Annotated in this window: 30 protein-coding genes; 23 read left to right on the top strand and 7 right to left on the bottom strand. The window is 46.0% G+C overall.

The genetic code is table 11. The annotated features are described in order from the left end of the window. Nucleotides 1-26: 26 nt before the first annotated feature. Genes grpE through H528_RS12430 form a run of 6 tightly spaced genes read left to right on the top strand, consistent with a single transcriptional unit; the run spans nt 27 to nt 5,019 of the window. Entirely contained in the window at nt 27-665 is a 639-nt protein-coding gene (grpE, locus tag H528_RS0103085; RefSeq protein WP_022852884.1) for a nucleotide exchange factor GrpE, read from the top strand. A gap of 25 nt (nt 666-690) precedes the next feature. After that, on the top strand, nt 691-2,634 hold the full coding sequence (dnaK, locus tag H528_RS0103080) for a molecular chaperone DnaK (RefSeq protein WP_022852883.1): 1,944 nt from the start codon (nt 691-693) through the stop codon (nt 2,632-2,634). A gap of 57 nt (nt 2,635-2,691) precedes the next feature. Further along, nucleotides 2,692-3,228 (top strand): 16S rRNA (guanine(966)-N(2))-methyltransferase RsmD, encoded by a 537-nt coding sequence (rsmD, locus tag H528_RS0103075; RefSeq protein ID WP_022852882.1) that lies wholly within the window; start codon nt 2,692-2,694, stop codon nt 3,226-3,228. A gap of 3 nt (nt 3,229-3,231) precedes the next feature. Next, the gene (gene coaD, locus H528_RS0103070; RefSeq protein WP_022852881.1) at nt 3,232-3,735 is read left to right on the top strand and encodes a pantetheine-phosphate adenylyltransferase; all 504 of its coding nucleotides are present in this window, start codon (nt 3,232-3,234) and stop codon (nt 3,733-3,735) included. Further along, complete coding sequence (locus H528_RS0103065; RefSeq protein ID WP_022852880.1) at nt 3,710-4,435, top strand: DUF3108 domain-containing protein; 726 nt, start codon at nt 3,710-3,712, stop codon at nt 4,433-4,435. Before coaD ends, H528_RS0103065 begins: the two co-directional genes overlap by 26 nt. Continuing rightward, nucleotides 4,432-5,019, top strand: coding sequence for a class II aldolase/adducin family protein (locus H528_RS12430; protein ID WP_022852879.1), 588 nt, complete (start codon nt 4,432-4,434; stop codon nt 5,017-5,019). Before H528_RS0103065 ends, H528_RS12430 begins: the two co-directional genes overlap by 4 nt. On the opposite strand, the gene H528_RS0103055 is transcribed toward H528_RS12430, so the two are convergent. Together H528_RS0103055 and H528_RS0103050 are read right to left on the bottom strand one after the other, a co-directional pair. Beyond that, nucleotides 4,997-5,455, bottom strand: a complete 459-nt coding sequence (locus H528_RS0103055) for a hypothetical protein (protein ID WP_157608084.1) — start codon at nt 5,453-5,455, stop codon at nt 4,997-4,999. The genes H528_RS12430 and H528_RS0103055 overlap by 23 nt on opposite strands. Before the next feature lie 48 nt (nt 5,456-5,503). Then, nucleotides 5,504-6,790, bottom strand: coding sequence for a DUF1015 domain-containing protein (locus H528_RS0103050; protein ID WP_022852877.1), 1,287 nt, complete (start codon nt 6,788-6,790; stop codon nt 5,504-5,506). Nucleotides 6,791-6,910: 120 nt separating this feature from the next. Here H528_RS0103050 and H528_RS0103045 point away from each other — a divergent pair, with 120 nt between their 5' ends. Then, on the top strand, nt 6,911-7,561 hold the full coding sequence (locus tag H528_RS0103045) for a DUF948 domain-containing protein (protein ID WP_022852876.1): 651 nt from the start codon (nt 6,911-6,913) through the stop codon (nt 7,559-7,561). Next, nucleotides 7,558-7,995: a YtxH domain-containing protein gene (locus H528_RS0103040; protein WP_022852875.1), complete on the top strand. Its 438-nt coding sequence runs from the start codon at nt 7,558-7,560 to the stop codon at nt 7,993-7,995. The genes H528_RS0103045 and H528_RS0103040 overlap by 4 nt, the downstream gene beginning before the upstream one ends. Here H528_RS0103040 and H528_RS0103035 read toward each other — a convergent pair. Beyond that, a complete protein-coding gene (locus H528_RS0103035) occupies nt 7,992-8,792 on the bottom strand; it encodes an NAD(+)/NADH kinase (protein WP_022852874.1) in 801 nt (266 codons plus the stop codon). The two genes, H528_RS0103040 and H528_RS0103035, sit on opposite strands and share 4 nt — an antisense overlap. 103 nt (nt 8,793-8,895) lie before the next feature. Between H528_RS0103035 and H528_RS0103030 the strand changes: the two genes are divergently transcribed. The 8 genes from H528_RS0103030 (at nt 8,896) to H528_RS12415 (ending at nt 16,940) form a co-directional block, all read left to right on the top strand. Then, nucleotides 8,896-10,017, top strand: coding sequence for a cysteine desulfurase family protein (locus H528_RS0103030; protein ID WP_022852873.1), 1,122 nt, complete (start codon nt 8,896-8,898; stop codon nt 10,015-10,017). A gap of 9 nt (nt 10,018-10,026) precedes the next feature. Next, nucleotides 10,027-11,247 (top strand): MFS transporter, encoded by a 1,221-nt coding sequence (locus H528_RS12425; protein ID WP_022852872.1) that lies wholly within the window; start codon nt 10,027-10,029, stop codon nt 11,245-11,247. A 138-nt stretch (nt 11,248-11,385) separates the two neighbouring features. Continuing rightward, entirely contained in the window at nt 11,386-11,979 is a 594-nt protein-coding gene (locus tag H528_RS13935; RefSeq protein WP_022852871.1) for a phosphatase PAP2 family protein, read from the top strand. Then, nucleotides 11,976-13,457: a glycosyltransferase family 39 protein gene (locus H528_RS0103015; RefSeq protein ID WP_022852870.1), complete on the top strand. Its 1,482-nt coding sequence runs from the start codon at nt 11,976-11,978 to the stop codon at nt 13,455-13,457. The genes H528_RS13935 and H528_RS0103015 overlap by 4 nt, the downstream gene beginning before the upstream one ends. A gap of 83 nt (nt 13,458-13,540) precedes the next feature. Beyond that, the gene (radA, locus tag H528_RS0103010; protein WP_022852869.1) at nt 13,541-14,875 is read left to right on the top strand and encodes a DNA repair protein RadA; all 1,335 of its coding nucleotides are present in this window, start codon (nt 13,541-13,543) and stop codon (nt 14,873-14,875) included. A 68-nt stretch (nt 14,876-14,943) separates the two neighbouring features. Continuing rightward, entirely contained in the window at nt 14,944-15,267 is a 324-nt protein-coding gene (gene trxA / locus H528_RS0103005; RefSeq protein WP_022852868.1) for a thioredoxin, read from the top strand. A gap of 12 nt (nt 15,268-15,279) precedes the next feature. Next, entirely contained in the window at nt 15,280-16,203 is a 924-nt protein-coding gene (gene trxB, locus H528_RS0103000) for a thioredoxin-disulfide reductase (RefSeq protein WP_022852867.1), read from the top strand. After that, nucleotides 16,200-16,940, top strand: a complete 741-nt coding sequence (locus H528_RS12415) for an outer membrane protein assembly factor BamD (protein WP_022852866.1) — start codon at nt 16,200-16,202, stop codon at nt 16,938-16,940. Before trxB ends, H528_RS12415 begins: the two co-directional genes overlap by 4 nt. Here the strand turns inward: H528_RS12415 and H528_RS0102990 are convergent. Next, nucleotides 16,937-17,515 (bottom strand): zinc ribbon domain-containing protein, encoded by a 579-nt coding sequence (locus tag H528_RS0102990; RefSeq protein ID WP_022852865.1) that lies wholly within the window; start codon nt 17,513-17,515, stop codon nt 16,937-16,939. The genes H528_RS12415 and H528_RS0102990 overlap by 4 nt on opposite strands. A 55-nt stretch (nt 17,516-17,570) precedes the next feature. On the opposite strand from H528_RS0102990, the gene H528_RS0102985 reads away from it, so the two are divergent. Genes H528_RS0102985 through H528_RS0102975 form a run of 3 tightly spaced genes read left to right on the top strand, consistent with a single transcriptional unit; the run spans nt 17,571 to nt 19,027 of the window. Beyond that, a complete protein-coding gene (locus tag H528_RS0102985) occupies nt 17,571-17,909 on the top strand; it encodes an outer membrane protein assembly factor BamE (RefSeq protein ID WP_022852864.1) in 339 nt (112 codons plus the stop codon). A 1-nt stretch (nt 17,910) separates the two neighbouring features. Continuing rightward, nucleotides 17,911-18,564, top strand: a complete 654-nt coding sequence (locus H528_RS0102980; RefSeq protein ID WP_022852863.1) for a protein-L-isoaspartate(D-aspartate) O-methyltransferase — start codon at nt 17,911-17,913, stop codon at nt 18,562-18,564. After that, nucleotides 18,548-19,027: a TIGR00725 family protein gene (locus H528_RS0102975; protein WP_022852862.1), complete on the top strand. Its 480-nt coding sequence runs from the start codon at nt 18,548-18,550 to the stop codon at nt 19,025-19,027. The genes H528_RS0102980 and H528_RS0102975 overlap by 17 nt, the downstream gene beginning before the upstream one ends. Here the strand turns inward: H528_RS0102975 and H528_RS0102970 are convergent. Further along, the gene (locus tag H528_RS0102970; RefSeq protein WP_022852861.1) at nt 19,024-20,334 is read right to left on the bottom strand and encodes an amidohydrolase; all 1,311 of its coding nucleotides are present in this window, start codon (nt 20,332-20,334) and stop codon (nt 19,024-19,026) included. The genes H528_RS0102975 and H528_RS0102970 overlap by 4 nt on opposite strands. Nucleotides 20,335-20,382: 48 nt before the next feature. Between H528_RS0102970 and H528_RS0102965 the strand changes: the two genes are divergently transcribed. Both H528_RS0102965 and H528_RS0102960 read left to right on the top strand, forming a co-directional pair. After that, entirely contained in the window at nt 20,383-21,252 is an 870-nt protein-coding gene (locus H528_RS0102965; RefSeq protein ID WP_022852860.1) for a DMT family transporter, read from the top strand. Continuing rightward, the gene (locus H528_RS0102960) at nt 21,249-21,896 is read left to right on the top strand and encodes an endonuclease III domain-containing protein (protein ID WP_022852859.1); all 648 of its coding nucleotides are present in this window, start codon (nt 21,249-21,251) and stop codon (nt 21,894-21,896) included. Before H528_RS0102965 ends, H528_RS0102960 begins: the two co-directional genes overlap by 4 nt. On the opposite strand, the gene nhaA is transcribed toward H528_RS0102960, so the two are convergent. Then, nucleotides 21,890-23,281 carry a Na+/H+ antiporter NhaA gene (gene nhaA / locus H528_RS12410; RefSeq protein ID WP_022852858.1) on the bottom strand — a complete coding sequence of 464 codons (1,392 nt, stop codon included), beginning with the start codon at nt 23,279-23,281 and terminating at the stop codon, nt 21,890-21,892. The genes H528_RS0102960 and nhaA overlap by 7 nt on opposite strands. Continuing rightward, nucleotides 23,271-24,557, bottom strand: a complete 1,287-nt coding sequence (locus H528_RS12405; protein WP_051132473.1) for a mechanosensitive ion channel family protein — start codon at nt 24,555-24,557, stop codon at nt 23,271-23,273. The genes nhaA and H528_RS12405 overlap by 11 nt, the downstream gene beginning before the upstream one ends. Between H528_RS12405 and H528_RS0102945 the strand changes: the two genes are divergently transcribed. Together H528_RS0102945 and H528_RS0102940 are read left to right on the top strand one after the other, a co-directional pair. Further along, the gene (locus H528_RS0102945; protein ID WP_022852856.1) at nt 24,551-25,543 is read left to right on the top strand and encodes a two-component system sensor histidine kinase NtrB; all 993 of its coding nucleotides are present in this window, start codon (nt 24,551-24,553) and stop codon (nt 25,541-25,543) included. The two genes, H528_RS12405 and H528_RS0102945, sit on opposite strands and share 7 nt — an antisense overlap. After that, nucleotides 25,536-26,879 carry a sigma-54-dependent transcriptional regulator gene (locus H528_RS0102940; protein WP_022852855.1) on the top strand — a complete coding sequence of 448 codons (1,344 nt, stop codon included), beginning with the start codon at nt 25,536-25,538 and terminating at the stop codon, nt 26,877-26,879. Before H528_RS0102945 ends, H528_RS0102940 begins: the two co-directional genes overlap by 8 nt. The last annotated feature ends 14 nt before the right edge of the window (nt 26,880-26,893 follow it).

Here is a 26,893-nt window from a genome sequence, read left to right as displayed (position 1 = left end):
GAAAAAACGATAGAGGAGTAAGCCTTATGGAAGGGAAGGTTTACCACCTCTATCGTGGTGGTGTGCCAGCGAAAAAAACCGAGGAGGGAACTATAGATATGGAAGCAGAAAAACAGGAAAAGGCTCAGGAAGCTTACCCTGAAAGCCGTGAAGAACTAATCGAACTCATCAAAAAGAAAGAACAAGAAGCCAAAGAATACAAGGAAATGATGCTGCGTTACGCAGCAGAGGTAGAAAACCTTAAAAAAAGCTTTAAGCGCGAGAAAGAAGAATACTTCAAATATGCCCTGGAAACTTTCATGAAAGAACTTTTGCCCTTTGTGGATAACTTAGAAAGGGCCCTTGAGGCCGCAAAACAAAGCCAAGATGTAAAGGCCCTTATAGAGGGTATTGAACTGACCCTTAAAGGGCTTTTGCAAACCCTTGAAAAATTCGGTCTAAAACAATTCGAAGTTGCTATTGGTGAGGCTTTTCAGCCTGAGATCCATGAGGCCTTAACCGTGGAAGAAACCCATGAACACCCTGAAGGTGCGGTAGTTCGCACCTTCCAGAAGGGTTATACCCTTCATGAAAGGGTGATTCGCCCGGCTTTAGTGGCAGTGGCCAAAAAGCCGGCAGATAAACAAACTAACGAAAACAAAACGCCAGGTAGCGGCGAAAACTAAAAAATTATGAATGGAGGGAGAGACTATGAGTGAAAAAAACACAAAACCTTTTGGTATTGACCTGGGAACCACCAACTCCTGCATGGCTATTTATGAAGCAGGAGAACCCAAAGTTATTCCTAACCAGGAAGGTACACGCACTACGCCTTCGGTGGTAGCGTTTCTTGAAGACGGGCAAATTCTCGTGGGCCAGCTTGCCAAACGCCAGGCCATCACCAACGCAGAAAACACCATTTTTGGCATCAAGCGTCTGATGGGGCGCAAGTTCAAAGATCCTGTGGTTCAGGAGTGGGCTAAACGCGTGCCTTATAAAATTGTCGAAGCTCCCAATGGAGACGCCCACGTTGAAGTGCGCGGTAAACGTTACAGCCCCCCTGAGATCTCTGCCATGATTCTGCGCAAGCTCAAAGAAGACGCCAAGGAATATCTTGGCTCTGATGTAACCGAAGCCGTTATTACAGTACCGGCTTATTTTGACGATTCTCAGCGCCAGGCTACCAAAGACGCTGGCCGCATTGCTGGCCTAAACGTGCAGCGCATTATCAATGAACCCACGGCAGCTTGCTTAGCCTACGGGCTTGACAAGAAAAAAGAAGGCACCGTAGCGGTCTTTGACCTTGGTGGTGGAACTTTCGACATCTCTATTCTTGAAATCGGCGAAGGTGTTTTTGAGGTTAAGGCCACCTCTGGTGACACCTTCCTTGGTGGCGAAGACTTTGACATGCGCCTGGTAGATTACATTGCCGAAGAATTCAAAAAAGAACACGGCATTGACCTTCGCCAGGACCGTATGGCGCTTCAGCGTCTGAAAGAAGCTGCGGAAAAGGCTAAGATCGAACTTTCTACCGTACAGGAAACCGAAATCAACCTGCCTTTTATTACCGCAGATGCCAGCGGTCCGAAGCACTTAGTGATGAAAATCACCCGCGCCAAGCTTGAAAGCCTGGTGCAAGACCTTCTTGACCGTTTAGAAGAACCCTGCCGGGTTGCCATGAAAGATGCAGGCATCACCCCGCAAGATATCGACGAAGTTCTTTTGGTTGGTGGCATGACCCGTATGCCTGCGGTGCAACGCAAGGTTAAAGAAATCTTCGGCAAAGAACCTGTAAAAGGAGTCAACCCTGACGAAGTCGTAGCTATGGGGGCGGCCATCCAGGCAGGAGTGCTTAAGGGCGAAGTAAAAGACGTGTTGCTGCTTGACGTAACCCCACTTTCCCTTGGTATCGAAACCCTAGGTGGTGTATTTACCCCTATTATTCCGCGTGGGACCACTATTCCTACGCGCAAGAGCCAGATCTTTACCACGGCTGCGGATAACCAGACCTCGGTTACCATCCACGTGCTTCAGGGTGAGCGCCCCATGGCCAAAGACAACAAGAGCATTGCGCGCTTTGAGCTTGTAGGGATTCCTCCGGCACCGCGTGGGGTACCCCAGATCGAAGTTACCTTTGACATCGACGCCGACGGCATCCTGCACGTAACTGCCAAAGACCTCGCTACCGGGAAAGAACAATCTGTGGTGGTGAAGCCGTCTTCTGGTCTCACTGAAGAAGAAATCGAAAGGATGATCAAAGAAGCTGAAATGCACGCAGAAGAAGACCGCCGTCGTAAAGAACTTATCGAAGCGCGCAACCAGGCCGACAGCATTATCTACTCGGTTGAAAAGTCCCTTTCTGAACTCGGCGATAAAGTGCCTGAGGACTTAAAGAAAGAGATTCAGGACAAGATTGCCAACCTCCGTCAGGTAATGGAAGGAGAAGATATCGACGCTATCCGCAAGGCCACCGAAGAACTCACCCAAGCCTCCTACCGCCTGGCAGAAATGGCTTACAAACAGGCTCAGGCTGGCCAGGCTGGAGCTGGCGGAGCAGGCACTACCGGAGGAACTAGCAGTGCTTCTGGATCCTCTGGTGAGGGCAAATCCGGTGGCGATGACGTAATTGATGCTGATTTTGAAGAGATGAAGTAAGCCAACACATATAAACCAAAAAAGCGGGGCCTAGGCCCCGCTTTTTTGTATGTGAAGATGCGTATAACTTCTGGGAAATATCGCGGCCGTATCCTTAAGGCCCCCAAGACCAGAAACATCCGCCCCATGATGGATAAGGTACGTAAGGCCCTTTTTGACTCTTTGGGGCCTTCTGTACAGGAGGCAAAAGTGCTTGACCTTTTTTGTGGCACAGGAGCCCTGGGAATAGAAGCCCTCTCACGTGGAGCCAAAAACGTTGTTTTTGTCGACAAAAGTGGAGAATCACTTGCCCTTACCAAAGAAAACCTTGCTCGTTTGGGTGAAACTCGTGCTGAGATTTACCGCCTAAATCTCCCCAAAGACCTGGATAAATTAACCCACCTTGCTCCCTTTGATCTGATTTTCATCACGCCCCCTTATGGCACAGGACTTGCTCTGAAAACATTGCAGAAAATAGAACCGCTTTTGGCAAAACACGGAAAAGTGGTAGTGGAAGACGAAATAGGAGTTGATTTTCCCGAAGAAATGGGTTCTTTAACCAAGCACAGGGAAAAATGCTACGGACAGACCAAGCTAGCTTTTTACGGGAGGTAATGAATGGAAAAGCCATCGCTTGCTATTTATCCGGGCGCGTTTGACCCCATCACTTACGGCCACATTGACCTGGTAAAAAGGGCTTTGCGCATCTTTGACCGCTTAATCGTAGCCATCGGAGAAAACCCTGCGAAAAAACCTCTTTTTTCCGTGGAAGAACGCCTGGAAATGATCAGGGAAGCCCTGGATGATTATGAGTTTTGCGACAGGGTTGAGGTGGCAAGCTTTCCTGGTCTTTTGGTGGATTTTGCCAGAGAAAAAGGGGCCTCGGTTATCGTAAGGGGGCTTCGTGCGGTCTCTGATTTTGAATATGAATTCCAGCTGGCCCTGATGAACCGTAAGCTGAACCGCCAGATAGATACCATCTTTCTTATGCCTGGTTTCAGGTGGTTTTATATCAGTTCTACCATCGTCAAGGAAGCAGCGCGTTTTGGCGGAGACGTATCTGATCTTGTTCCTCCAAACGTAAAGGAGAAACTGCGTGAGAAATTTAACGCTACTCTTTAGTTTTCTTTTGTTTTTTATTCTGTGTGCTTCGTTTTCCTGGGCAGAAAGCAAAGTCTTTAACTATGACGTTTCCTGGCTGGGAATCCCCGCAGGTAAAATTAAAATAACTGTCAAGCAAAGAGACGGGCGCACCAAACTCATTGCCAAGGCCAGGACCATAGGTTTAGTAAGGGTATTGCTCCCTTTTGAATCAACCTGGACCACCTGGCTGGATAAAAATGGCTATCCGCGAAGGAGTCGTATTTTACGGATAGAACGTGGCAAAAAGACCCTGAAAGAATACATTTACGACCAACAAAACGGTGTGGTAGAAAAATACCGCAACGGCAAACATGAAAAGACCATCAAGCTAAAAAAATATCCGGTGCATGACGAGCTTTCGGCGTTTTACGCCTCCATGGGGCTTTGTTTTAAGGCCCCTGGAGAAGAAAAAAGTCTTTTGATTTTTGCCAAAAACAAGGCCAATGAAGCGCGGCTCAAATATTTAAAAGACGAAAAAGAAAAAACCCCATGTGGCAGGCTAAAGGCAAAAAAGATAGCCGTTACCTTTGGTTTTCAAAGTGAGCTTATCGAACGCTCTAAAAAAGCCTTGCTCTGGGTGGCTCAAAATATGGTAGTAAAAGGAGAAGGCAAACTAACCCTTGGCCATATCACGGCCAAGCTTTCGAATTGTCCATCAAAGGAGGAGAAAAGCAAATGAGGTTCCCACGCACCGCCGTAGCTGAATTTGCCCGTAAGGCCTGCGAGGCAGGACTAATGGTAGGCTCAGAAGGCAATATCTCGGTAAGGGTAAAAGATCGTGTCTATGTCACGCCTTCTGGAGTATTGAAAAATGAACTCAAGCCAGAAAATATCGTGGTGGTTGACCTTGAAGGGAACATCCTTGAGGGACGCAAGCCCACCACAGAGTTAAAGATGCACCTTGCCCTTTACGCCAAAAGGCAAGATATCTCCGCGATCATACATGCCCATCCTGTTTACACCCTTGCCCTTGATATGGCAGGGGAAGACTTCTCCAAGCCATATCTAGCTGAAATGCCGCTACTTCTTGGCGAAATAGGCCATATTCCTTATGTCCCGCCTGGCACCCCAGCCGTGGGAGAAGCCCTTTCTCAAGAGTCCGAAGGTAAAAACGTTTTTGTACTCAAGAGACATGGTGCGGTAACCCTTGGCAAAAACCTTGAGGAAGCCTTAAACCTCATGCTGGTTCTTGAAAAAGTCGCCAAGGTGATCTTTTTGGCCAAAAATCTTGCTCAAGATATCAAGCCGCTTGAGAAGTTTTAGACAAAAGAGCTTTTACCCTTTGAGTTAACTTAAAAAGGATTACCGCTTCCTCATCGAGGCTTTGCTGGATTTGGATAGTATTAGCAAGCCCGATGGCATTTTTTAGATCCTGACACAGAAAGTTACGACAAATAAGGGGCCTTAGTTTTAAAATGCAGCCGGTCTCTGAGAGAAAAAAACAACCAAGAGGAAACTTGCGCTTTTGCGGAAGCCTAACCCCGGCAAGCAAATTCAAAACCAGCAAAATATCATCGCAATCAAGCTCCATCCCGTTACCGCAGCAGGAAAGCCCGGCTCTGCCACACTCAGCACAGAACTCAAAGGCCCCGGTTTTTTTCATCTCTTCCTGAACGCGCTCAAAGGCCTTTTCGTAAAGGCAGAGAAGTTCATTAAGTTCCTGGTCTTCTAAAAGAGCTACTCTATGAGTTTCAAACATTGAACTGGCGGTTTTGATTTTTTGGGCAATTATTTCGTCTGTTTTCACTTAACAGGGCGGGCCCTTATCAGGTGAGATTTCAAAAAAGACCATGCCGGTAAGGATTTTGGGGTGAAAATAAGTTGATTTGTGCGGCATTACCGTGCCAGCATTGGCGACTTTTTCAAGGGCTAAAACAGGTGTTGGCGCCAAAAGGAAGCCAAATTTCCCACCAGAGGCGTTTTCTATAATACGGGAAGTCCAGGGCATAAAAAATGCCTTCCCCTGGGTTTTAAGCGCGGCTTCGTCAACTCCTAAGGCTTCTTTCATCACCCACGTGAAAATAGCAACCGGAAGACTTGCTACTTCTTTTGGAAATACCTGGGAAAGTTTTTCCCTTAAATTTGGGGCCAGGGTAAAAAGCAAAAGGCGGTCCTCATAAACCAGGATAAATTGATAAGGCTTAAGGTCTTCTAAATAAGCACTTAATTTTTCTTGAGCAATGGAGACTTCCTCCAAATCTCCCCATGAGGAAAGCTTTTGAGCAATCTCTTCAAAGCTAAACGGCAAATTAAGCAAGCGGTGTGTTGGAAGCACCAAAAGCCCGGGCTCTTCAAAAGGGCAAAGATACATCATCATGTAGTGGAAACACCGGGGCGGAGTGGAGCCATAAATTTTTTCCATTTCGCGCATAAAGCGAAGCGCCGTGGTATAGCGATGATGGCCATCGGCAATATAAAGCGGCCCCTTGCCGATGACTTCCTGCACGCAGGCAATTACCTCAGGGTCAGATACTTGCAAAAGTTCATGGGTAAATCCATCGGGGTCTTTAACCTGTAAAAGAGGAGAAGCCTTGCTTTCAAGGGCAGAGATACTTTCTAGCTTTTGGTCGTGATAAAGACAAAAAATCTGGCTAAACTGGGCACAAGTAGCACGCAAAAGCTTAAGCCTGTCTTCGGTGACTTTGTCAAAGGTTTTTTCATGGGGAAGGATCTTTTTCTCCTCCCAGGGCGCTAAGCGCACAAGACTGATAAAACCTTTGCGGACAAAAACCTTCCCTTCCCAGGAAAACTTAAGGCGATAAAGATATACCGAAGGGCTTTTCTCACGGACAAGGACATTTTCTTTGCGCCATTTATCCCATAGGGCTTTGGCCCTGGTATAGCGGTTTTCGTCTTCATTGTCAGAGGCCAAAATTTCTCCAAGCTCCAGATGAAAGACGTTGTAAGGATTTTTCTGGAGATAGGCCCTGTGTTCTTCTGGAGAGACCACGTCGTAAGGAGGGGCAAGGACCTCCTCAAGTGGGACCTTTTTGCTATTGTAACGCCAGCCATAAAATGGTTTTATCTCATTCATGACGGCTGCTTAGCTACTATAGCTTTTGCCATACGTCAACTTTTCCTTGCGTTATCTTGGAGATGACCTTAATTTAAAACAAACTCCACAGGGAAACTATCCCCAGGACAGGAGGAAGAAATGGACTGGCATGAGGGCCTTTATCTCGCCGGAATTGTAGCCGCGGCCTTTTTTGTAGTACTTGTGATTTTTTTGTTAAGCTTTATCGGACGCCTCAAGCAAACCTTAGATAACCTTGATCGTAGTTTATCTGACACTCTTGCCATCTTGAGAGACTTAGAGCTTGAGGTCAAGCCTGTGCTTTCCTCGGCCAATCAAACCCTTGACAATGCAAGTGCCCTTGCCAAACGAATCGATTCTCTGGCAGAAGAAGTTTCTGTTTTACCGCCTGCGGTTAAAGAAATTTTAAAGACATTTAACGAAATTTTCACAGACCTTTCGGACGAACTAAGGGAAACCCTTAAAAAGGTAAATGCGTTGCTTGACGAGACCACCGGGCGCATGCAAAGGGAAGTGCCCGAGGTCCTTGAAGAAGTGGACAAGCTTATTCAACAACTCAACGGCATCGTAGAAGATATTAAGGCCAAGATTGACAAAACCGAACAGTTATTTGAGGCGGTTGAAGAAACTGGCCGTGCTACGAAAGTTATCGCTGAGGTAATATCTAAAAACGTAGCCGAGGCTGCCATTGAAGTAGCCGCAGTGGCTAAAGGGCTCCAGGTAGCCCTTAAAACCTTTAAGAAAAGATTACCAGGAGGTGAAATAGCATGATAGGAGAAAAAAAGTTTTCGTGTTCTGCTTTAGCAGCGTCTTTTTTGTTAGGAGGCATAGTAGGGGCAGGGTTAGCCTTGTTTTTTGCCCCTAAGCCAGGCCGCGAAATAAGAGAAGAACTCTTGGAAACCACTGAAGAATTACGCGAAAAGGCACGCATGGCCGCTGAGGAAGCCCGCCTTAAACTAATTACCACCAAAGATGAACTAGAAGAAAAAGCCGAGGAAGTTAAAAGCCTTTTGGAAGAAAAGACCGAAGAGATCAAAGATGAGCTAAAAGAAAAGGCCGAAGAAGTGGTTTATAAAGGAAAAGAAGTCCTTGAAGAGAAAACCGCCACGTTGCGCGAGGCCATAGAGGCGGGCAAAGAGGCCATGGAAAAAGAAAAAGAACGCCTTTTGGCCAAAATCAAAAAAGAAGAAGGCGAAATCGCCTAGACTTTTACTTCGGCCCAGCCGAGTTTTACACGCAAGATTTCAAAGTAATCCCGCGTCGGGGAGCGTACGATTTTAAGGGCCCTCGGCGCCTTTTTTATTTTTATTTCTTCACCGGGATTGAGGGTAAAATTCAAATGCCCGTCTATGAGGAGGTGAACCTCCTCAGCCTTGTAGAGTAACTTGGCGCAAAGTTCAGCAGCAGCTGGGATCACAATAGGCCTGGCACTTAGCATAAAAGGACAAATCGGAGTTAGAATTACACTTTCACACAAGGGGTGAACAATCGGGCCACCAGCAGAAAGATTGTACGCGGTTGATCCTGTGGGTGTTGAGATAATAAGTCCGTCACCATGATAAACACTTATAAGCTTTTCGTTGTAAGTTACTTCTATATGAATCATGCGCCCTAAGGGACCCTTGATGATAGCGGCTTCGTTTAATGCGATGTAGCCATTTTCGCGAAAATACACTTCGAGCAGAAAACGCTCTTCTAGCTCAAAAGTTCCTTCCCTAAGGGACCTAAAGGCCTGTTCTGCTTCTTCTAACGTGACTTCGGTTAAAAAACCCAGACGGCCGAGGTTTATACCCAGCAGGGGGACATCAAGCCGATAAGCAAGGGGAGCGGCACGCAAAAAAGTGCCGTCTCCGCCCAAGACAATAATAGCTAAGACACGTTTGGACTGGGAAAACTTCTCGATAATTTCAATGCCTTTTTTCAAGAACTGTCTTTCAAGGGCGGCTTTGATAGGAGAAGGGATGGTCGCGCCTTTTTTGACAAAGAGAAGTATCTGTGCCATTGGCCTTTAAATAGCATTTTTTCAAAGAGAAACAAAGAAAAAACTCCCTTGCGAAGAACAACAAAACTTTATACAGACTAACAAAAAATGGGGACAGGCAAAAATGAAAAAGATTTACCTGGACTACAATGCTACTTCTCCGGTGCTTCCTGAAGTACGAGACGTTATTGACTATTACCTTACCGAAGCCTTTGGCAACCCTTCATGTGGCCACCAAATAGGACGCCTGGCCAAAGAGGGGCTTGAAGAAGCACGAAGCAAAGTCGCCTCTTTGATTCAGGCTTCTCGCGAAGAAATAATCTTTGTGTCAGGTGGTACCGAGGCCAATAATCTGGCTTTAATAGGTTCAGCGCTTGCCCAAACCCGAAAAAAACATATTATCACCACGCGTATTGAACATCCTTCAGTGCTGAACCCTCTTATCAAACTCCTTGAAATGGGCTTTGACGTAAGCTTTCTTCCCGTAGATGGCAAGGGCTATGTTGACCCTTCTGACGTGGCTAAAGCCATACGGCCTGATACCTTTCTCGTATCAGTTATGCTTGCAAACAACGAAACAGGGGCGATTCAACCGGTAGCTGAAATAGGAAAAATATGCCGAGAAAAAGAAATCATATTCCACACCGATGCTGCCCAGGCCGTAGGAAAAATTCCTGTTTCCGTCAAGGAAATAAATTGTGATTTGTTGACCATCGCCGGGCACAAAATGTATGCTCCCAAAGGCATTGGAGCGCTATATGTTCGTAAGGGTCTCAGCCTTAGCCCTATAATTTTTGGCGCAGGCCAAGAAAAAGGCCTAAGGCCTGGCACAGAGCCTGTAGCCCTTGCCTGTGGCCTGGGCAAGGCTGCTGAAATAGCCCAAAAAGACCTTCCTGCCGAGGCCAAGCGTCAAAAAGAATTACGGGAAAAACTCTTTGAAGGGCTTAAGAGTCTTTATCCTGCCCTTGTCCGCCACGCAGACCCTGAATTAACCTTACCTAACACCTTAAGCGTTTCTTTTCCTGGCAAACTCGGCTCAGAGATACTTGCAGCCATTCCAGCAATCTGTGCCTCTACCGGAGCCGCCTGTCATGACCGCGGCGAAACGATTTCTCATGTTTTACACGCTATGGGAGTTTCAAAAGAAGTTGCCCTGGGGACTATTCGCTTAAGCCTCGGAAGACACACTTCGTATCAAGACATAGAAACAGCCCTTCATCTTTTCCGTTCTTATTTTGCAGGGTAAAAAGGCTTCATGCCTTTCTTTGACGAGATAGCTTACAGCCTGCTTTTGCCATTTCGTTCACGAAATTTTCGTATTTTTTTCCTTGGGCAAAGTATTTCCCTTATCGGAACCTGGATACACACTACTGCCCAGCGCTGGCTAGTTTACGAACTGACTAACTCTGCCTTTGTTCTGGGAGTCTTGGGAGGAATTGGAAGCCTTCCTATTCTTCTTTTTTCACTTCCTGCCGGCTATCTGGCAGACCATCTCCCTAAGCGCAACCTGCTTCTTGTCTCGCAAAGCATTGCAGCTACCCAGGCAGGCATTCTTACTTTCCTGGTAATGACAAATCAGGTAGAAGTCTGGCATGTTTTGGCTCTCGCCTTTGTCTTAGGGTGTACGGTTGCTTTGGAATTCCCTGTAAGGCATTCGTTTATTTACGAGCTTGTGGGGGAAGAAGCCCTGGTAACAGCGCTTTCTCTTCATTCTACCGCCTTTAACCTGGCGCGCTTTACAGGTCCTGCTATTGCAGGTTTTTTAATGGCCCATTTTGGCCTGGGAGCATGTTTTTTGGCAAACACCTTATCTTATATTCCCATTATCACGGCTCTCGCCTTAATTCCCCTTTCTTCAAACCATAAAAAACCGGTTAAAAAGCCCTGGCAGGGGCTTAAAGAGGGGTTCTCTTTCGCTTGCAAAAACAGACACATCAGGCGCACTCTTATTCTGATTGCAACCACGAGCATTTTTGTTCTTCCTTACGCCATCCTTTTACCAGTGCTGGTGAAAGAAAATTTTGGCGGAGGGGGAAAAGAATTTAGCGCCTTAATGGCGGCTAATGGTTTGGGCACTCTTTGCGGGGCGCTGTGCATGGCCACCTTTGGTCGAGACCTTCCTAAAGAAAAATTTATCCCTGTTAATCTTTTTATTCTTTCAATCTTTTTGGGTTCAATGACCTTGACCACCAAGTTCTATCTTGCCTTTTTATTGCTGATACTTTCTGGTTTTCACATGGTTTGCATGTTTACGTCTGCTAACGCCCACTTGCAACTGAACAGCCCTGACGAACTACGAGGGCGCATTTTGAGTTTGTTCAGCCTGAGTTTTTTAGGCCTTTTTCCGGTGGGAAGTTTTATAGCAGGGACACTTGCGCAATATTTTGGAGCCAAAATGGTACTTTTGGGAGGATGTATAGTTGCTTCTTTAGGAGCCATTTTCTTCGGTATTTTGCCTGCTTTTCGGAAAAAATAATTTTCGATCGGGGATCGTTCCATTTTTCGGGCTGAAAAAATAGGAACGGATCCTTGAGCGGGCCTTAAGAAAAAGTGTTTCGCAAAGATCTCTTAGAATGCTTTTAGTGTTAAATGTTTTGGGTTAAAGTCGGAGATTATGGCTACACCACAGGTGGATTTTCTAAAACTATTTGCTGAGCTTGATAAAGACGTCTTTTTTTACCTTAACCACCACCGCCATAAAATCCTTGACCTTGCTCTGCCCTACTTTAGCGACGAAAAAATTATTTATGCCTTTTTCTTATTCTTCGGGGCTATTCTGGTTTCTCTTTATAAATGGCGGGGACTGATAGTAGCTCTTTTGACCTGGCTTTGTGTACTGGGCACTGACTTTACCTGTGGGCAGATTCTTAAGCCCTATTTTGCCAGGCAACGCCCCCTTGCCGTTTACGAAGGTGTTTACTGTTACAACTACCAAAAAAAAGAATGGTATCAAACCACCAACCCTACCAAAAGCAAAAGTTATTCTTTACCCTCGTGTCATGCGGCTAATGTTGCCTGTGCGGCAACAATCTTGGCCGCATTGCTCCCTCGCTTTTCACTTCTTTTTTGGGCCTTTGCCCTCACGGTAGCCTACTCGCGTATTTATCTCGGAGTTCATTATCCTTTTGATGTTTGCTTCGGGTTTGTTTTGGGATATTTAATTGGTCTTCTGGGAAGAATGATTACTTTGCGCGTGCTAGAAGAATGAAAAACTTTTTTTCCTGGCTTTTTAGTGCGGGAGGGCTGGTCTTACTTGTTTTGCTTGGAGGAAAAATCACCTTTCTCCAGCAAATCTGGCTCAACCTCTCTCCTGATGAAGCTTACTATTGGGATTGGTCACGCGTACTAGACTGGGGGTATTACAGCAAGCCCCCCATGGTGGCCTGGATAATCCATCTCTCAAGCCATGTCATCGGCCATTCGGAATACGGCGTAAGGGTTCCCGCAGCTTTTTTAAACGCGGCCTTTTTAGCCTTTGTCTATTACCTGGGCAGACGGCTTTTTGACGAAAAAGTAGGCTTTTGGGCCATGATTGCCGCAGCAGCAAGCCCCATTGCGGCGGTATATGGTTTTGTGATGACAATTGACCCACCGCTTTTTGCTATCTGGGCCTTGGCCTTATGTCTTGCCTGGAATGCCGTGGAAACTCAAAAGACTCAAGATTTTATAATCCTTGGAGTGGTAATTGGCCTAGGGCTTCTTACCAAACAAACCATGGTTGCTTTTTTGTTTTGCTTTTTCCTTTGGCTTTGGCTTACCCAAAAGTCTCTTTTTTATACGATAAAGCCATATCTTGCGGCACTAATAGCTTTTATCATCTATCTTCCTAATCTCATCTGGAATGCCAAACACGGCTGGATAACCTTTTTACACACCAGTCATCACTTTGAAGAACAGCGTTTTAATCTAGAAGGCCCCTTGCGCTTTTTGGTAGAGCAAGCCGTGGTGATAACCCCTATCACTCTTTTTCTTATACTTTTTGTTTTTTCTCTTTTCGTAAAAAGAGAAAAACTTCGTCAAAACGAAAAAATATCTTTTCTTTTTGTGTTTTCAGCGGTGCCACTGGGACTGGTTCTCCCCCTTTCGTTCATACGCGAAGTAAATGCCAACTGGCCTTACCCTTTTTATATTGCAGCCTTTGTCATGCTTTCGGCACTTATCTTGCGCGGTGCCTGGAAGCCTGCTCAAAAACGCCTAATGCGCGGGCTTTTCTTTGCGGGAATTTTTCTAGGTATGGTGGTAATGCTTGCCACTTATCAACTAGCCCGCACCCCAGAAAAGTTCCCACCAAAAATACAGATGCTCCTTTACAAGTTTAGTGGCTGGAGTGCCTTTGCTAAAGAAGTTCAAAGCTTACGCCAGGATGGCGAAATTATTATCACCGTAAGGCGCGATTTTGCCTCAGAAATGGCCTTTTACCTTCCAGATCACCCCCGAACTTTTACCTTTTGGCAGGGATACATTAAAAGTCAATATGACCTCTGGGATGGGCTCCCTTCACAAATAGGAAAAAACGCGATCCTGTTGCTAAACAACAAAGAAGAAGGGAAAAAATTCGCTGCCTGTTTCGAAAACATAGAATTCCTAAACACTTTTGAACAAAACAACTTTGGCCGTAAAAGAAAGGTCGCTATTTTTAGAGGCTATAGCTTAAAGGCTTGTCCCTATCTTGCCCGCCCAAAGTAACATAAATGAACTAAATTTTTGATGCCCCGCCTTGGAACAAAAGTTTTTTGCCTGTCCCCGTAATTTCGGGTTAAAATTTTTTGATGGCCAAGTTTTATTGTCAGCAATGTGGGTATCAAAGTTTTAAATGGCTTGGGCGTTGCCCGGGATGCGGAAGCTGGGGGACTTTAGTCGAAGAAAACGCTACCCCTTCTAAGAAAGCTAAAAAACCCGCCAAATTTTTTAGCATTACTGAAATTTCGCATCTTGAAGAACCTCGTGTAAAAACTCACCTCTCCGAACTGGACCAGGTTCTTGGTGGCGGCCTGGTGCCAGGCTCCCTTATCCTCCTTGGCGGGGACCCTGGCATTGGCAAATCAACACTTCTTCTTCAGGTGTTAAAAAACCTCGCCACTAAAGGCCACAAAGTAATCTATCTTTCTGGGGAAGAATCACCCCAGCAAATTAAGCTGCGTGCCGAACGACTAAACGCAAACCACGAAAATATCCTTATCATGCCTGAGACTGACCTTTCTTCAGCCCTTGAGGCCACCTTGGCTGAAAAGCCCGTGCTCCTTGCGGTTGATTCCATCCAGACCGTGTTCACCCCTGAGATTTCTTCTGCCCCAGGAAGTGTCTCCCAGGTCAGGGAATGCACCAATAAACTCCTTGAATTCGCAAAAACCCAGGGGGTAACGGTCATCCTGGTGGGCCACGTTACCAAAGAAGGCGCCTTGGCAGGGCCCAGGGTATTAGAACACCTAGTTGATACTGTACTCTACTTCGAAGGAGAAAGAACTGCTCATTTTCGCATTTTAAGGGCGGTAAAAAATCGTTTTGGTTCTACCAACGAAATAGGCGTGTTTGAAATGACGGCTAAAGGGCTCGTGCCAGTAGGTAATCCCTCGGCTTATTTTCTCTCAAACACCGAAAAAACCGCCCCTGGTGCGGTGGTATGTGCCACCATGGAAGGGACAAGGCCCCTTTTAGTAGAGGTCCAGGCCCTTGTCTCAAAAACTCCCCTGGCCACACCCAGACGCACCAGTGTTGGCTTTGATCCCCAGCGACTTTCCATGATAGCTGCCATCCTTGAAAAAAAAGTGGGCCTGAGTTTCTACGACCAGGATATTTATCTGAACGTGGTAGGCGGCATAAAACTAACCGAACCTGGAGCAGACCTTGCCGTGGCCATGGCCCTTGCTTCAAGCAGGCTTGAAAGAACACTTCCTCCAAAGCTTTTTCTTTTTGGTGAAGTTGGTCTTACCGGAGAAGTTCGGCCGGTAGCTTATGCAGAACTTCGCGTAAAAGAAGGTCTCAAGCTGGGATTTGAAGCGCTTTGTGCTCCTAAAGAAAATTTCAAAAACTTGAAAGACAAGCCTCTTGTCAAGACTTTTTGTGTTTCTAATTTACAAGAAGCACTTGAAACACTCATTTTATAGCTTTTCTGTGCTTGCATGCCCTTGAGTTGGCAATTATCATGCATAGAAGACTTCATTAGGAGGAAGAGATGGCTGTTTGTCACGTAACTGACCAAAATTTCGAAGAGGAAGTGCTTAAGTCCGAAATTCCTGTATTAGTTGATTTTTGGGCAGCATGGTGCGGCCCTTGCCGGGCTATTGCTCCGGTTATTGAAGAACTCGCCGAAGAATATGCCGGGCAACTAAAAGTCTGCAAAATGAACGTAGATGAAAACCCGATCACTCCTGGCAAATTTGGTATCCGTGCTATTCCGACCCTGATTTTCTTCAAGGACGGCCAGGCTGTTGATCAAATAACAGGTGCCGTTGCCAAAACCACCATTGAAAGCGTTATTAAAAAACTCATCGGCTAATTTTTCTGTTTCATGTCAGAAGTTTTTGATCTTGCCATTGTGGGAAGTGGCCCGGCGGGCTTAACGGCATACCTTTACGCTGCCCGGGCCCGTTTAAAAGTTGTCTTGCTTGAGCGCCTCTCCCCTGGAGGGCAGGTCCTCATTACCGATTTTGTAGAAAACTACCCTGGCTTCCCTGAAGGTATAGCTGGCTGGGAATTAATCGACCGCTTCGTAGCCCAGGTAAAAAAGCTGGGCTTTGAGCCTTTGCGCGAAGAGGTCACCAAAATCGAAGACCTCGGCCAGTACAAAAAATTGCACCTAGCCGGGGGCAAAGAACTTCTCGCCAAAACGGTAATTATTGCCACGGGAGCAAGACCCAACACTTTAAATGTCCCCGGGGAAAAAGAACTAACCGGCCGTGGGGTTTCTTACTGTGCCACCTGTGATGGTCCCTTTTTCAGGGACCAGGTAGTCGCGGTGGTAGGAGGCGGAAACACCGCGGTCCAAGAAGCCATCTTCTTAACCCGCTTTGCCAAAAAAGTATTTCTTATCCACCGGCGGGATGAACTGCGCGCCCAAAAAATACTCCAGGAACGCGCCCTTTCTAATGAAAAAATTCACCCTATCTGGAATACCGTAGTAGAAGAAATCCTGGGTGACGAAAAAGTAAAGGCGCTAAAACTCAAGAACCACAAGACTGGCGAAGTATCTGAGCTACCTGTTGACGGTGTTTTTATTTTCATCGGCACATCACCCCAGTCAGAATTCGTAAAGGATCTGCTTGAGTGTGATGAACGCGGTTTCATAATCACCGATGCTGAAATGCGCACTAATGTCCCTGGGATTTTTGCAGCCGGAGACGTGCGGGCCAAGGCCTGCCGCCAGATTATCACTGCCTGTGGTGATGGTGCCACTGCGGCCTTTATGGCTGAACACTACCTAGCTGAACTATGAGACACCTCGCTATTCTTTTCTTATGCCTGTTTATTACAGCATGTGGTGGAGGGCCGGGAAAAGGCGGGCTTCTTTCCTGGTTCAAAAAAGAAAATACCGTTGAAACCGCAGATGAGGAGTTGAATCAACTTGTAAAAAAGGCACTTCACTATTATCAGAAGGGTCTGTGGGAACAGGCTGAAGAGGCCTTTCGTGCTATCAGAGACCGCTATCCCGATACCCCTTATGCCCTCTGGGCTGAACTTAAACTGGCTGATGCAAAATTCTTTGCAGGAAACTACGAAGAAGCCATTGTGCTTTACGAGGAATTTGAAAAGCTCCATCCCACTAACGAAGCCATTCCGTACGTAATCTATCAGATTGGAACCTGCTATTATAAATTAAAACTTCCACCTGATCGGGACCAGTCTTTCACCAAAAAAGCCATTGAAAATTACGAACGCTTAGTTAAACGCTTTCCAGACTCCCCCTATACCCTGGAAGCCCAAAAACGTATTGAAGAATGTCGTGCAACCCTTGGGGCGCATGAGCTTTACGTAGCGAAATTTTACTATCGTACCAAGCGTTATCGTGCGGCCTATTATCGTCTGCTTTATTTGCTTGAAACTTATCCTGAAACCAAACCTGCAGCCAAGGCACGCACTATGGTAGCCAAGTATTACCGCAAGGCCCTCGAAGAAACAAAGGCCCTTGCTGAGGGAACCCTTAAAGATTTCTGGGGAAGACCTTACCCTTAAGTTTTTCTCTCGCTTTCTGAGTCTTCGGAAATTATCTCTTCAAGGCCTTCGATTTCTTCAAAAAGTTCCAGGGAAAGCTCTTCCTCGTCTTTGTCTTTGCTCTCAAGCTCTTCTATGGGACTGCCCTCTAAATCCTGAGCATCAAGCTCTATTTCGGGAAGTTCTTCTATGAGGTCTCTTTCTTCAGGGATAGGGATTTCTTCTAAAACTTCCTCGTCAAGGGCTGAAGCCTCAAGAGAAGAAGTATCAAGCTCTTCAAGCAGGTCTTCGGAAGAATCTTCTTCCGGAAATACCAAGTCTTCTAGAGATGCTGCTGAAGACGCTTCAGAAGAGACCTCGTGAAGGATGTCATCTCTCTCAAGAAGGGCTTCGGCGCCTTCAATGGCAACGGTAGTTTCTTCTCCTGTCACATCTTCAAAGGGTTCTTCTAAAACCTGGAAAAGTTCATCCCACCAGTTTGCTGAAATTTCAGGAAAAGGACCAAAAAGCTCGGCAAGGTCTGAGACATCTTTGCCGCATTCCGGACACGTTTTGAAAAACTCAGCAATGATAAATTTACATTGAGGGCAGCGCATTTTTGCCTCCACTTATTTTTTGCAATAACCTACACAAAAATTTATAATACGTTGTATGAAAAAGGTCCTATATTTTATTATCGCCATTTTAGCGCTGAGCTTGACAAGTTGCGCCTCTGTGCCAGAAAGAAATCTCGCCTCTGATGCTTCCTTGGTAAGGAAGGGCTTTTCCACCAAAGAAGAAGTCTATCAACTCCTTGGCAAACCAGACAAAATCATCCACAAAGACTCTGAAACAGAAGAATGGTATTATTACCAAGTGAACGAAAACATATGGAAAAAAATCCCCCTTTTGAGCGCCAAGTTTGGTAAGGAAGAGATCGAAGTTTTAAAGATAACCTTCCACGGAGACAGAGTTTTTGACTGCATTTACTACGTAACCGAAAGACACTGATATGCCAGAGCCTGATATTTACCGAAAAGCGCGCGAGCGCATGGTGCAGACCCAAATTGCCGCCCGTGGCATTAAAGACCCGCGGGTACTGGCAGCTATGTTAAAAGTTCCCCGCCATCTCTTTGTGGAGGAAGCCTTAAAAGACCAGGCTTACGGAGACTATCCCTTACCCATTGGCGAAGGGCAAACCATCTCTCAACCTTATATCGTAGCCTTGATGACCGAGGCCCTTGAATTAAAAGGCCCAGAAAAGGTCCTGGAGGTTGGCACTGGCTCGGGATACCAGGCTGCCATCCTGGCAGAGCTTGCCCGCTGGGTTTATTCCATTGAGCGCTATCCAAGTCTTGCCCACCGGGCCAAAAGAATCCTCGAAAAACTCGGCTACAACAACGTCATTATCAAAGTGGGCGATGGCACCAAAGGCTGGCCAGAAGCAGCCCCTTTTGACGCTATCATCGTTACCGCAGCAGGGCCCAAGATCCCAGAACCCCTCATCGAACAGCTAAAAGACGGCGGACGTTTAGTTATGCCCGTGGGAGACGAATGGTCCCAATATCTCATCAAGGTAATCAAAAAAGACGGCCAACTCATCAAAGAAAATTTAGGCGCAGTTAGATTCGTAAAGCTAGTGGGAGAATATGGATTTAAAGAATAGAAGGCGTATTGCTATTTTTGGCGCCGGCATTTGCGATGAAGAAATCTACAACCTTGCCTATGAAGTAGGCAAGCTCCTTGCCCCCAAGGCTATTGTCTATACCGGTGGCCTTGGAGGAGTCATGGAAGCTGCAAGCCGCGGGGCCTTTGAAGCGGGCGGCATAACGGTAGGCATACTCCCAGGAAATCGCGCCGAGGATGCCAACCCCTATGTCTTGGTCCCCGTAGTTACAGACATAGGGCATGCCAGAAACGTGGTGCTGGTGCGCACTGCCGAAGCAGCTATTGCCATCTCAGGGGGCTACGGGACTTTATCAGAGATAGCCCTGGCCTTAAAAACCTGGAAACCCGTGATTGGCCTTCGTACCTGGGCAGGCATTGACGGCGTAACTTACGTTGATACCCCCGAAGAAGCGGTAGCCAAAGTTTTTGAAGCCCTTGCCGCCAAACGCGAAGAACTTTAATTCCTTTGCGCTAGGATATCTCTTACCTCTTGAGATATTTTCTTTACCTGTTCTTTGGCTTCGCGCACGTCAAAAGTCAAAATCTCACCCCTGCGCATAACAAACTCCCCTGCCACCATGACGTCGGTTACGTCTCCTGCCCTGGCACTATAAACCAGGAGCGAAAAAGGCTCATAGCAAGGCACCAGGTTTTCTTTGTCAAGGGAGACTACGCAAAGGTCTGCCTGGTAGCCTTCTTTCAAGGCACCCAAAATATCCCAGCCCAAAGCTTTTGCCCCTAAAGAAGTTGCCATTTCAAAGACTTTTTGCGCAGGAAGCCTGGTAGGGTCAAAAGTGAGGCCCTTTTGAATTAAGGCTGCGGTGCGCATCTCTCCCAAAAGGTCAAGGTCGTTATTACTTGCTGGCCCATCAGTGCCAATTCCCACACAAACACCAGCTTCAAGAAGCGCTGGCACTGGCGCTATCCCTGAACCAAGCTTTAAATTACTCTCAGGGCAATGAGCAACTTTTACTTTTTTTTGAGCCAAAAGTTCTATTTCTTCATCGGTAAGCTGCACTGCGTGGGCCACTAAAAGTCTTTCATGAAGCAGCCCCAAGGAATCAAGATGTGCCGGTGGATTTTGGCCATAACGGGCCTTGATAAGAGAGACTTCTTCTCGAGTTTCAGAAAGATGGATATGAATTAACGCCCCGTAACGATCGGCGATAGCAGCCGCTCTCTTAAGGGTGTCTGGCGAGCAGGTATAAGTAGCATGGGGGCAGACCATGATCTTTATGCGAGGGTGATTGGCAAATTCCTTGAGCAATTCTTCGGTAAGGGCAAGGCCTTTTTCAAGGGGGCCGTAGCTTGGCGAGGGAAAATCAAAGAGCCCCTCTCCTAAAGTAGCCCGCACCCCTGTTTCTTCAACGGCTCTTATGACTTCCTTTTCAAAGAGATACATGTCTGCAAAAAGGGTAACGCCTGAACGCAGCATTTCAGCAATGGCAAGCTTGGTTCCCCAATACACCCAATACGCACGCAAATGCTTTTCCACAGGGAAGATATAATTTTCAAGCCAGGTCATAAGAGGAAGGTCGTCTGCCAAGCCACGAAAGATGGTCATGGGAGCATGGGTATGAGCATTCACAAGTCCCGGGAAAACAATGCTTTCGCCAAAGTCGATTATCTCGGCCTGAGGGAATTTGTCTTTGATATCGCTTACAGGGCCAAGCGCTTTTATCTGAGACCCTTCAACTACCAAGGCGTGGTCTTTTTTGGGTTCTTCGGTTGCTGACGTAATAACATATTTGGCACAAAGTATTTTCATCTTGCCCCCTTACTTGACGCTCAAATTATTTTGCCTTATCAGGCCTTTATGCTCTGGTTTTTACTGGCATTAAATACCGCACTTTTTACCGCCTGTGGAGATGCCTTAAGCAAACATTATTTGCGACACCTGGGGACCCCTAGCATGGTTATGGCCCGTATTTTAGGGCCAAGCGTTATTTTTCTCCCGGTATTGCTTTTCTGGCCCTGGCCTGAGCTTTCTCAGTCTTTCTGGAAAACTATCGCCATTTTATATCCCCTTGAGACCATTGCCATTCTTTGCTACATGGAGGCAATTCGGATCTCTCCTCTTTCTTTGACAGTGCCTTACCTTGCCTTTACTCCTGCCTTTATCATCCTCACAGGCTACGTTATTTTAGGCGAAAAATTGAGCACCGCAGGCACTTTCGGCATTTTTTTGATTGTTTGCGGAAGCTACTTTCTTAATCTTTCCCTTGCGCGCTATGGCTTCTGGCATCCCTTAAAAGCCATTTTTAAAGAACGTGGTTCGGTTTTGATGCTGCTGGTAGCTTTTATTTACGCCTTTACTTCGGTGCTTTTGAAAGTAGCTATTAAACACTCTGAACGCTTTTTCTTTGCGATTTTTTATTACGGTTTCTTGGGCATATTCGTGGCCTTAGCCCTTACGCTCTTTTGCCGCCAAACACCTTGGACGGTTTTTAAAAATGCCCCAAAAGGGGCAAGTCTTGTGTCTATCTCTCAAGCCGTAGCAGCGGTTTGTCATGTGTGGGCCATAAGCCTTGCACCTGCAGCCTATATGATCGCGGTTAAAAGACTAAGTGTGCTTTTTGGGGTGGTCATCGGTGGTATCTTCTTCGGAGAAAAAGCCTTTGGCGAGCGTTTATTTGGGGCTATTTTAATGCTTGCAGGTGTATTTTTAATTGCCCTTTCAGGATGAGCGAAAACATCTTTGTAGAAATTTATGAAAGGCTTTTCAGGCATTTTGGCCCCCAGCATTGGTGGCCAGGGGAGAGCCCTTTTGAAGTTTGCGTAGGGGCCATTTTGACGCAGAATACCAACTGGCAAAACGTGGAAAGGGCCATAAAAAACCTGAAAGACCACGAACTGCTTTCGCCGCACGCTCTTTATGATGCTCCCCCAGAAGTAGTAGCAAACCTGATAAAACCCGCAGGGTATTTCAGGGTTAAAACCAAACGCCTAAAAAATTTCATCAAAATGCTTGTGGAAGAATTCGAAGGGGACCTTGACCTGCTTTTTGAGCTTGGCGTTCAGGCTGCCAGAGAAAAACTTCTTTCAGTCTCCGGAATCGGACCAGAAACCGCAGATTCTATCCTCCTTTATGCCGGGAACCTTCCCATCTTTGTAATCGATGCTTATACCCGCAGGATTTTGCTGCGCCACGGGCTTGCCACCGAAGAAATGGATTATCACGAACTTCAAAAACTTTTTATGGACAATCTCCCGGAAGACGTAAGCCTTTTTAACGAGTACCACGCCCTTTTAGTTGCCACAGGGAAAAACTACTGCCGCCCTAAAAAACCTATCTGCTCAAAGTGCCCTTTAGAAGGTGTTTCCTATTGAGCTTTAGCCTTTTGCCAGGCTTTACACGGAGCCACCCTAGAGACAAAACGAAGCCAGAGATACCCCGAAACTCCTGCAAGGAAAGACGCCATAATAATGGCTGCTTTAGCCTGTTCAATAAAGGCCGCATTTCCCTTAAACGCAAGCTCTGAGATAAAAATAGACATGGTAAAACCTATTCCTGCCAAAAGCCCCACGCCCCAATAGTGGCACAAGCGTACCCCGTCGGGGAAAGAAACTATGCCAAACCTGCGCCCTAAAAAGGCCATAGTGGTTATGCCAAGGGGTTTTCCTAAAAGCAAACCAAGCATAACTCCCAGAGAAAGGGGCTTTTGCCAGACGGACTTGACCACCGAAAGATCAAGATGAACCCCTGCATTAGCCAGGGCAAAAAGAGGTATAACAATTAAAGCCACAGGCAAATGAAGAGCATGCTCCATACGATAAAGAGGAGACCTTACTTCTACGGCTATTTTTTCCACGGCACTGGCCATGATACGTTGCTCTTCGGTAAGCACCCTTGGGTCTGGGTGGTATTTACATCTTCTCTGGAGGAGCATCTGAAGGGCATCAATAAAATGCGCCGGGCTGATTTTGGGTTTAGAAGGAATGGTAAAAGCAGTAAGCACCCCAGCCACCGTAGCATGAACCCCTGAAACCAACATAGCAGCCCAGACAAAAATCCCCCCTAAAAGATAGGGTATAACGTGATGGATACCAGCACGATTGCATATCCATAAGGCAAGTAAAATGGCCCCTGCAACTCCTAACGCCCAAAAATTGATGCTCTTGGTATAAAAAAGGGCAATTACTAAAACAGCTCCCAGGTCATCTACAATGGCAAGGGCTACCAAGAAAGTCAGCAAAGAAGGGGGAATCTTGCGCCCTAACATCACCAATACACTGATAGCAAAAGCAATATCAGTGGCCATGGGAATTCCCCATCCACTGATTGTTGGTTTCCCCATGTTAACCATGACAAAAACAAGGGCAGGAAAAAGCATCCCGCCAATGGCTCCCAATACTGGCAAAAGGGCTGCCCTTAGGTCAGAAAGCTCTCCTACCAGGATTTCTCGTTTTATTTCAAGGCCTATGATGAAAAAGAAAAAAGTCATCAAACCTTCGTTTATCCAGTGGTGCAGGGAATAACTAAGACATTTATCTCCAATACAAATAGAAAGAGGAGTTTCAAAAATGTGATGATATGCCTCGCTTAAGGGAGAATTAGCAAGAATTAGCGCGATAGCTGTAGTCAGCATCAAAGAAAGGGCTGTGGCTGTTTGAGATTTAATAAACCTTTCAAGCGGCGTCAGGAACTTGTCGGTAGCCCTTTCCCAGGGGGCAAAAATTCTGTAAATATCAGGAATTGGGACCTTATCCTCCATGACTTTCTCCCTGGTAATTTTTAGGTATCAAAGCTGCCAAGCCTTCTCTGAGATCAGCGCCGGTAGGCATTTGATAAACACGCAAATCAAATTCTCCTGCGGTTGAAAGAATATGGTCAAAGATATCTGCCTGGACTTTTTCGTAAGGAATCCAACGGGTATCTGCCACAAAACAGTAAACTTCAAGCGGAATCCCCTGAGGCGTTGGGGCAAGCTGTCTTACCATTAAGGTCATGTCTTTGCGGATTTTGGGATGATTTTTCAGGTATTCCTCGATATAAATACGAAAAGTGCCAAGATTAGTAAGTCTTCGCCCGTTTAAAGGAGAGGCTTCAGTATCAATACCTTTTTTTCGGTTGTAAGCCTCTATTTCGACTAGTTTCTGGCTAAGATAATCCTTTAACAAATGGACTTTTTGTAGGCGGGATAAGAGCTCGTCATCAAGAAGTTTAACAGTTGCCTGGTCAACCAGAATGGCCCTTTTGATACGGCGGCCACCAGCAAGCTCCATCCCTCGCCAATTCTTGAAAGACTCCTCTAAGAATTTAAAAGTAGGAATAACTACGATAGTTTTATCCCAGTTCTGCACTTTTACCGTATGAAGGGCAATATCTATGACTTCACCGTCTGCTCCGAATTTGGGCATTTCAATCCAATCACCAAGCCGGAATAAATCCTGAGAAACAATCTGAAAGCTTGCCACAAAGGAAAGGAGCGTGTGACGAAAAATAATCAATAAGACCGCACTTAAGGCGCCTAAACCTGACAGAAAGACCCAGGGAGACTTATTCAAAAGGGTAGCCAGACCGATAATTACCCCTGCCGCGTAAACAAAAAGCTTTACTATCTGGATGTAGCCCTTGATGGGGTGCTCTTTGGCAATGGGATGCGTCTCGTAAATGGCTGCTCCAACAGAAAGCATCCTGTCAATAAAAAGAACCGCCAAAACCACCCAGCCTACCTCTGCCAGGCGCTCAAGATACGGTGCCCAGGAAGGAATCAAATTTGCCACATAAAAAAGAATAATAAGCGCAATAGCATAGGCTGCGAGATCATAAACCCTGAAACGCGAAAGATAATCGTCCCAGCGATTAGGCGAACGCCTGGACAAACGATGCGCGGTCTCAACGACCACTTTGCGAGAGATCACATAAGAGGCAAAAGCGAGGATGATAACTACGGCTAGACGTAACAGGGGGTTTCCAAGAATTTTCTGAAAAATAATGGTAAAATTTTCCACGCAAGCAAATATACCATTGAGGTGGGAGTTTGACATTTCCTTTTGGAGCCTTTTCTCACGTAAAAGACGCCCTGGCAATTTTTGATGCTGATTTTCGTTTGCTTTTTGCTAACAAAGAATTCTTGCGCCTTTTTAAAAAGAATAAACTTCCAGCATTTATCACAGATCAGTTTGAATCTTTCCCTGAAGGCTTTGGACTTTTTGAGGTCGTAGGGATAAAAGCAAATGGGAAGACATTTCCCGCTGAAGTCGTAATCCTTCCTTACGAAAAATCATTAAGACAAATACTGGTGCGGGATATTAGTGAGCGGCGTGCAACAGAAGAGATGTGGCTCCAGGCGGAACGCCTCACGGCCATGGGAAAATTAGCCGGCGAAATCGCCCATGAAATCAATAATCCTTTAGGAGGAATTCTCCTTTACGCAAACCTCCTAAAAGAAGACCTTGAACAAGAAGGTAGGCTTTGGGAATATACAGACAAAATCATAAAACTGGCCACCAAGTGCCGTATTATTGCCAAGGCCCTTCTAAATTTTGGGCGTCCAGACACCAGCTTGAATGACTGGATTGACATAAACAGGCTTTTAATCGATATGTTTGCCTTAATCGAAGACCACCGACTTTTCCGCGAGGTTGATATTGTCTGGGAATTAGAAAAGCAAATTCCTCTGGTTCAGGGAAATCGCAGCCAGCTTGAACAACTCACCCTAAATCTTATCATAAATGCCGGAGAAGCATTAAATGGCAAAGGTCGCATCATATTTCGCACCTATTTCTCCACTGAAGAAGAAATGGTTGTTATGGAGGTTGAAGATAACGGGCCAGGAATCCCACAAGAGATATTACCCCGCATTTTTGAACCTTTTTTTACTACTAAAAAAGGCGGAAAAGGTACAGGTTTGGGGCTTTCCATTTGTCACGGTATAGTTAAGCGCCACGAAGGAAAGATCGAAGTAAAAAGCAAACCAGGGCAAACAATCTTTAAAGTAAAGCTTCCAAGGATACATTTCGAACATGATTAAAGGCAAAATTCTCATAATTGACGATGATCCTGGCATAAGAGACGCCTGCTTTCACGTGCTCACCCGCAGCGGCTACGAAGTAGAGATGGCTGCCGAGGCCTATGAAGGGCTCCAAATTCTCGAACAATATGATTTTGATATCGTTTTGCTTGACTTGAAAATGCCCGGGGTAAACGGACTCGAGATCCTTGAAAAGATAAAAGAAACAGACCCTCTTACAGAAGTAATCATCATTACGGCATACGGCTCTATAGAAACCGTAGTGGAAGCGATGAGAAAGGGAGCCAGTGATTTCTTACAAAAACCTTTCAATCCCGACGAACTAAAAATATCTGTGGAAAAGGCTTTTCGCCGCAGAAAGCTTGCCCTTGAAAATATTTACCTAAAAAACACCCTGGCTGAAAAAGAAGGCAAAAACATCATTGTCGGTATAAGCCAGACGATAAAGCAAATAATAAACATGGCCCGTCTGGTGGCCCAAACGGACTCAACAGTTTTAATAACAGGAGAGTCTGGCACAGGGAAAGGCCTTCTTGCCCGCAAGATTCACGAAATGAGCCCAAGGGCAAGCGGCCCTTTTGTGGCTGTAGATTGTGGGACCCTTGTCCCCACTCTTTTTGAATCAGAACTCTTCGGCCATGTTAAAGGCGCCTTTACCGGAGCCACGGAACACAAAATAGGCAAATTTGAACTGGCAAACGGCGGAACTATCTTTTTTGACGAAATAGGCAATATTTCTATAGAAATCCAGGCCAAACTACTTAAAGCCGTAGAAGACAAAGAAATATCTCCTGTGGGAGGGCACCGAGTCTCTAAAGTAGATGTGAGGATTGTCGCGGCTACTAACAAAGATCTTGAAGAAGAGATTAAAAAGGGCGGCTTTCGGCAAGATCTTTTCTACCGCTTAAACGTTGTTTCTATCCATATTCCACCTTTGCGCGAACGCCGTGAAGACATACCTGTTCTTGCCCGTTACTTCCTTAAAAAATTTGCCAAAAAGTACCGTAAAAAAATCTTAGATTTCGAAGAAGAAGTATTGAAAACCCTTTCGCAATATGCCTGGCCAGGAAATGTAAGGGAACTAGAGAACACCATTGAAAGACTAGTTATTTTCGCTAACGACGCCCTGATTACACTCTCTGATTTACACCTTGCAGGCTTTAAGCCCAAGAAAGAAAGTTTCTTCCCAGATGACCTGCCTTTAGAAGAAATAGAAAAACGATACATCCTGCATATATTTCAAAAATACGGAGGAAATAAAACCAAAACAGCCCAAATTCTTCGCATTGACCGCAAGACCCTTCGCGAAAAACTCCGCCGCTGGGGTTTGGCTTAAAAAATTTTCCATAG

It is taken from the genome of Thermodesulfatator atlanticus DSM 21156 (genome assembly GCF_000421585.1).
Taxonomy (GTDB): Bacteria; Desulfobacterota; Thermodesulfobacteria; order Thermodesulfobacteriales; family Thermodesulfatatoraceae; genus Thermodesulfatator; species Thermodesulfatator atlanticus.
The sequence above is the reverse complement of the archived record's forward strand: the minus strand, read 5'-3'. Positions and strand labels throughout refer to the sequence as shown.

Excerpts from the sequence above, each read along its gene's own strand:
- H528_RS0103050 (WP_022852877.1), bottom strand. The coding sequence starts at position 6,790 with ATGAATGAGATAAAACCATTTTATGGCTGGCGTTACAATAGCAAAAAG.
- H528_RS0102965 (WP_022852860.1), top strand. The coding sequence starts at position 20,383 with ATGCTCTGGTTTTTACTGGCATTAAATACCGCACTTTTTACCGCCTGT.
- H528_RS0102975 (WP_022852862.1), top strand. The coding sequence starts at position 18,548 with ATGGATTTAAAGAATAGAAGGCGTATTGCTATTTTTGGCGCCGGCATT.
- H528_RS0102960 (WP_022852859.1), top strand. The coding sequence starts at position 21,249 with ATGAGCGAAAACATCTTTGTAGAAATTTATGAAAGGCTTTTCAGGCAT.
- H528_RS12425 (WP_022852872.1), top strand. The coding sequence starts at position 10,027 with ATGCCTTTCTTTGACGAGATAGCTTACAGCCTGCTTTTGCCATTTCGT.
- H528_RS0103045 (WP_022852876.1), top strand. The coding sequence starts at position 6,911 with ATGGACTGGCATGAGGGCCTTTATCTCGCCGGAATTGTAGCCGCGGCC.
- H528_RS0103055 (WP_157608084.1), bottom strand. The coding sequence starts at position 5,455 with ATGTTTGAAACTCATAGAGTAGCTCTTTTAGAAGACCAGGAACTTAAT.
- H528_RS0103015 (WP_022852870.1), top strand. The coding sequence starts at position 11,976 with ATGAAAAACTTTTTTTCCTGGCTTTTTAGTGCGGGAGGGCTGGTCTTA.
- H528_RS12415 (WP_022852866.1), top strand. The coding sequence starts at position 16,200 with ATGAGACACCTCGCTATTCTTTTCTTATGCCTGTTTATTACAGCATGT.
- trxA (WP_022852868.1), top strand. The coding sequence starts at position 14,944 with ATGGCTGTTTGTCACGTAACTGACCAAAATTTCGAAGAGGAAGTGCTT.
- H528_RS0102990 (WP_022852865.1), bottom strand. The coding sequence starts at position 17,515 with ATGCGCTGCCCTCAATGTAAATTTATCATTGCTGAGTTTTTCAAAACG.
- nhaA (WP_022852858.1), bottom strand. The coding sequence starts at position 23,281 with ATGGAGGATAAGGTCCCAATTCCTGATATTTACAGAATTTTTGCCCCC.
- H528_RS0103040 (WP_022852875.1), top strand. The coding sequence starts at position 7,558 with ATGATAGGAGAAAAAAAGTTTTCGTGTTCTGCTTTAGCAGCGTCTTTT.
- H528_RS0102980 (WP_022852863.1), top strand. The coding sequence starts at position 17,911 with ATGCCAGAGCCTGATATTTACCGAAAAGCGCGCGAGCGCATGGTGCAG.
- radA (WP_022852869.1), top strand. The coding sequence starts at position 13,541 with ATGGCCAAGTTTTATTGTCAGCAATGTGGGTATCAAAGTTTTAAATGG.
- trxB (WP_022852867.1), top strand. The coding sequence starts at position 15,280 with ATGTCAGAAGTTTTTGATCTTGCCATTGTGGGAAGTGGCCCGGCGGGC.
- H528_RS0102985 (WP_022852864.1), top strand. The coding sequence starts at position 17,571 with ATGAAAAAGGTCCTATATTTTATTATCGCCATTTTAGCGCTGAGCTTG.
- H528_RS12430 (WP_022852879.1), top strand. The coding sequence starts at position 4,432 with ATGAGGTTCCCACGCACCGCCGTAGCTGAATTTGCCCGTAAGGCCTGC.
- grpE (WP_022852884.1), top strand. The coding sequence starts at position 27 with ATGGAAGGGAAGGTTTACCACCTCTATCGTGGTGGTGTGCCAGCGAAA.
- H528_RS0103030 (WP_022852873.1), top strand. The coding sequence starts at position 8,896 with ATGAAAAAGATTTACCTGGACTACAATGCTACTTCTCCGGTGCTTCCT.
- H528_RS12405 (WP_051132473.1), bottom strand. The coding sequence starts at position 24,557 with ATGTCAAACTCCCACCTCAATGGTATATTTGCTTGCGTGGAAAATTTT.
- H528_RS0103035 (WP_022852874.1), bottom strand. The coding sequence starts at position 8,792 with ATGGCACAGATACTTCTCTTTGTCAAAAAAGGCGCGACCATCCCTTCT.
- coaD (WP_022852881.1), top strand. The coding sequence starts at position 3,232 with ATGGAAAAGCCATCGCTTGCTATTTATCCGGGCGCGTTTGACCCCATC.
- H528_RS13935 (WP_022852871.1), top strand. The coding sequence starts at position 11,386 with ATGGCTACACCACAGGTGGATTTTCTAAAACTATTTGCTGAGCTTGAT.
- dnaK (WP_022852883.1), top strand. The coding sequence starts at position 691 with ATGAGTGAAAAAAACACAAAACCTTTTGGTATTGACCTGGGAACCACC.
- rsmD (WP_022852882.1), top strand. The coding sequence starts at position 2,692 with ATGCGTATAACTTCTGGGAAATATCGCGGCCGTATCCTTAAGGCCCCC.
- H528_RS0102970 (WP_022852861.1), bottom strand. The coding sequence starts at position 20,334 with ATGAAAATACTTTGTGCCAAATATGTTATTACGTCAGCAACCGAAGAA.
- H528_RS0102940 (WP_022852855.1), top strand. The coding sequence starts at position 25,536 with ATGATTAAAGGCAAAATTCTCATAATTGACGATGATCCTGGCATAAGA.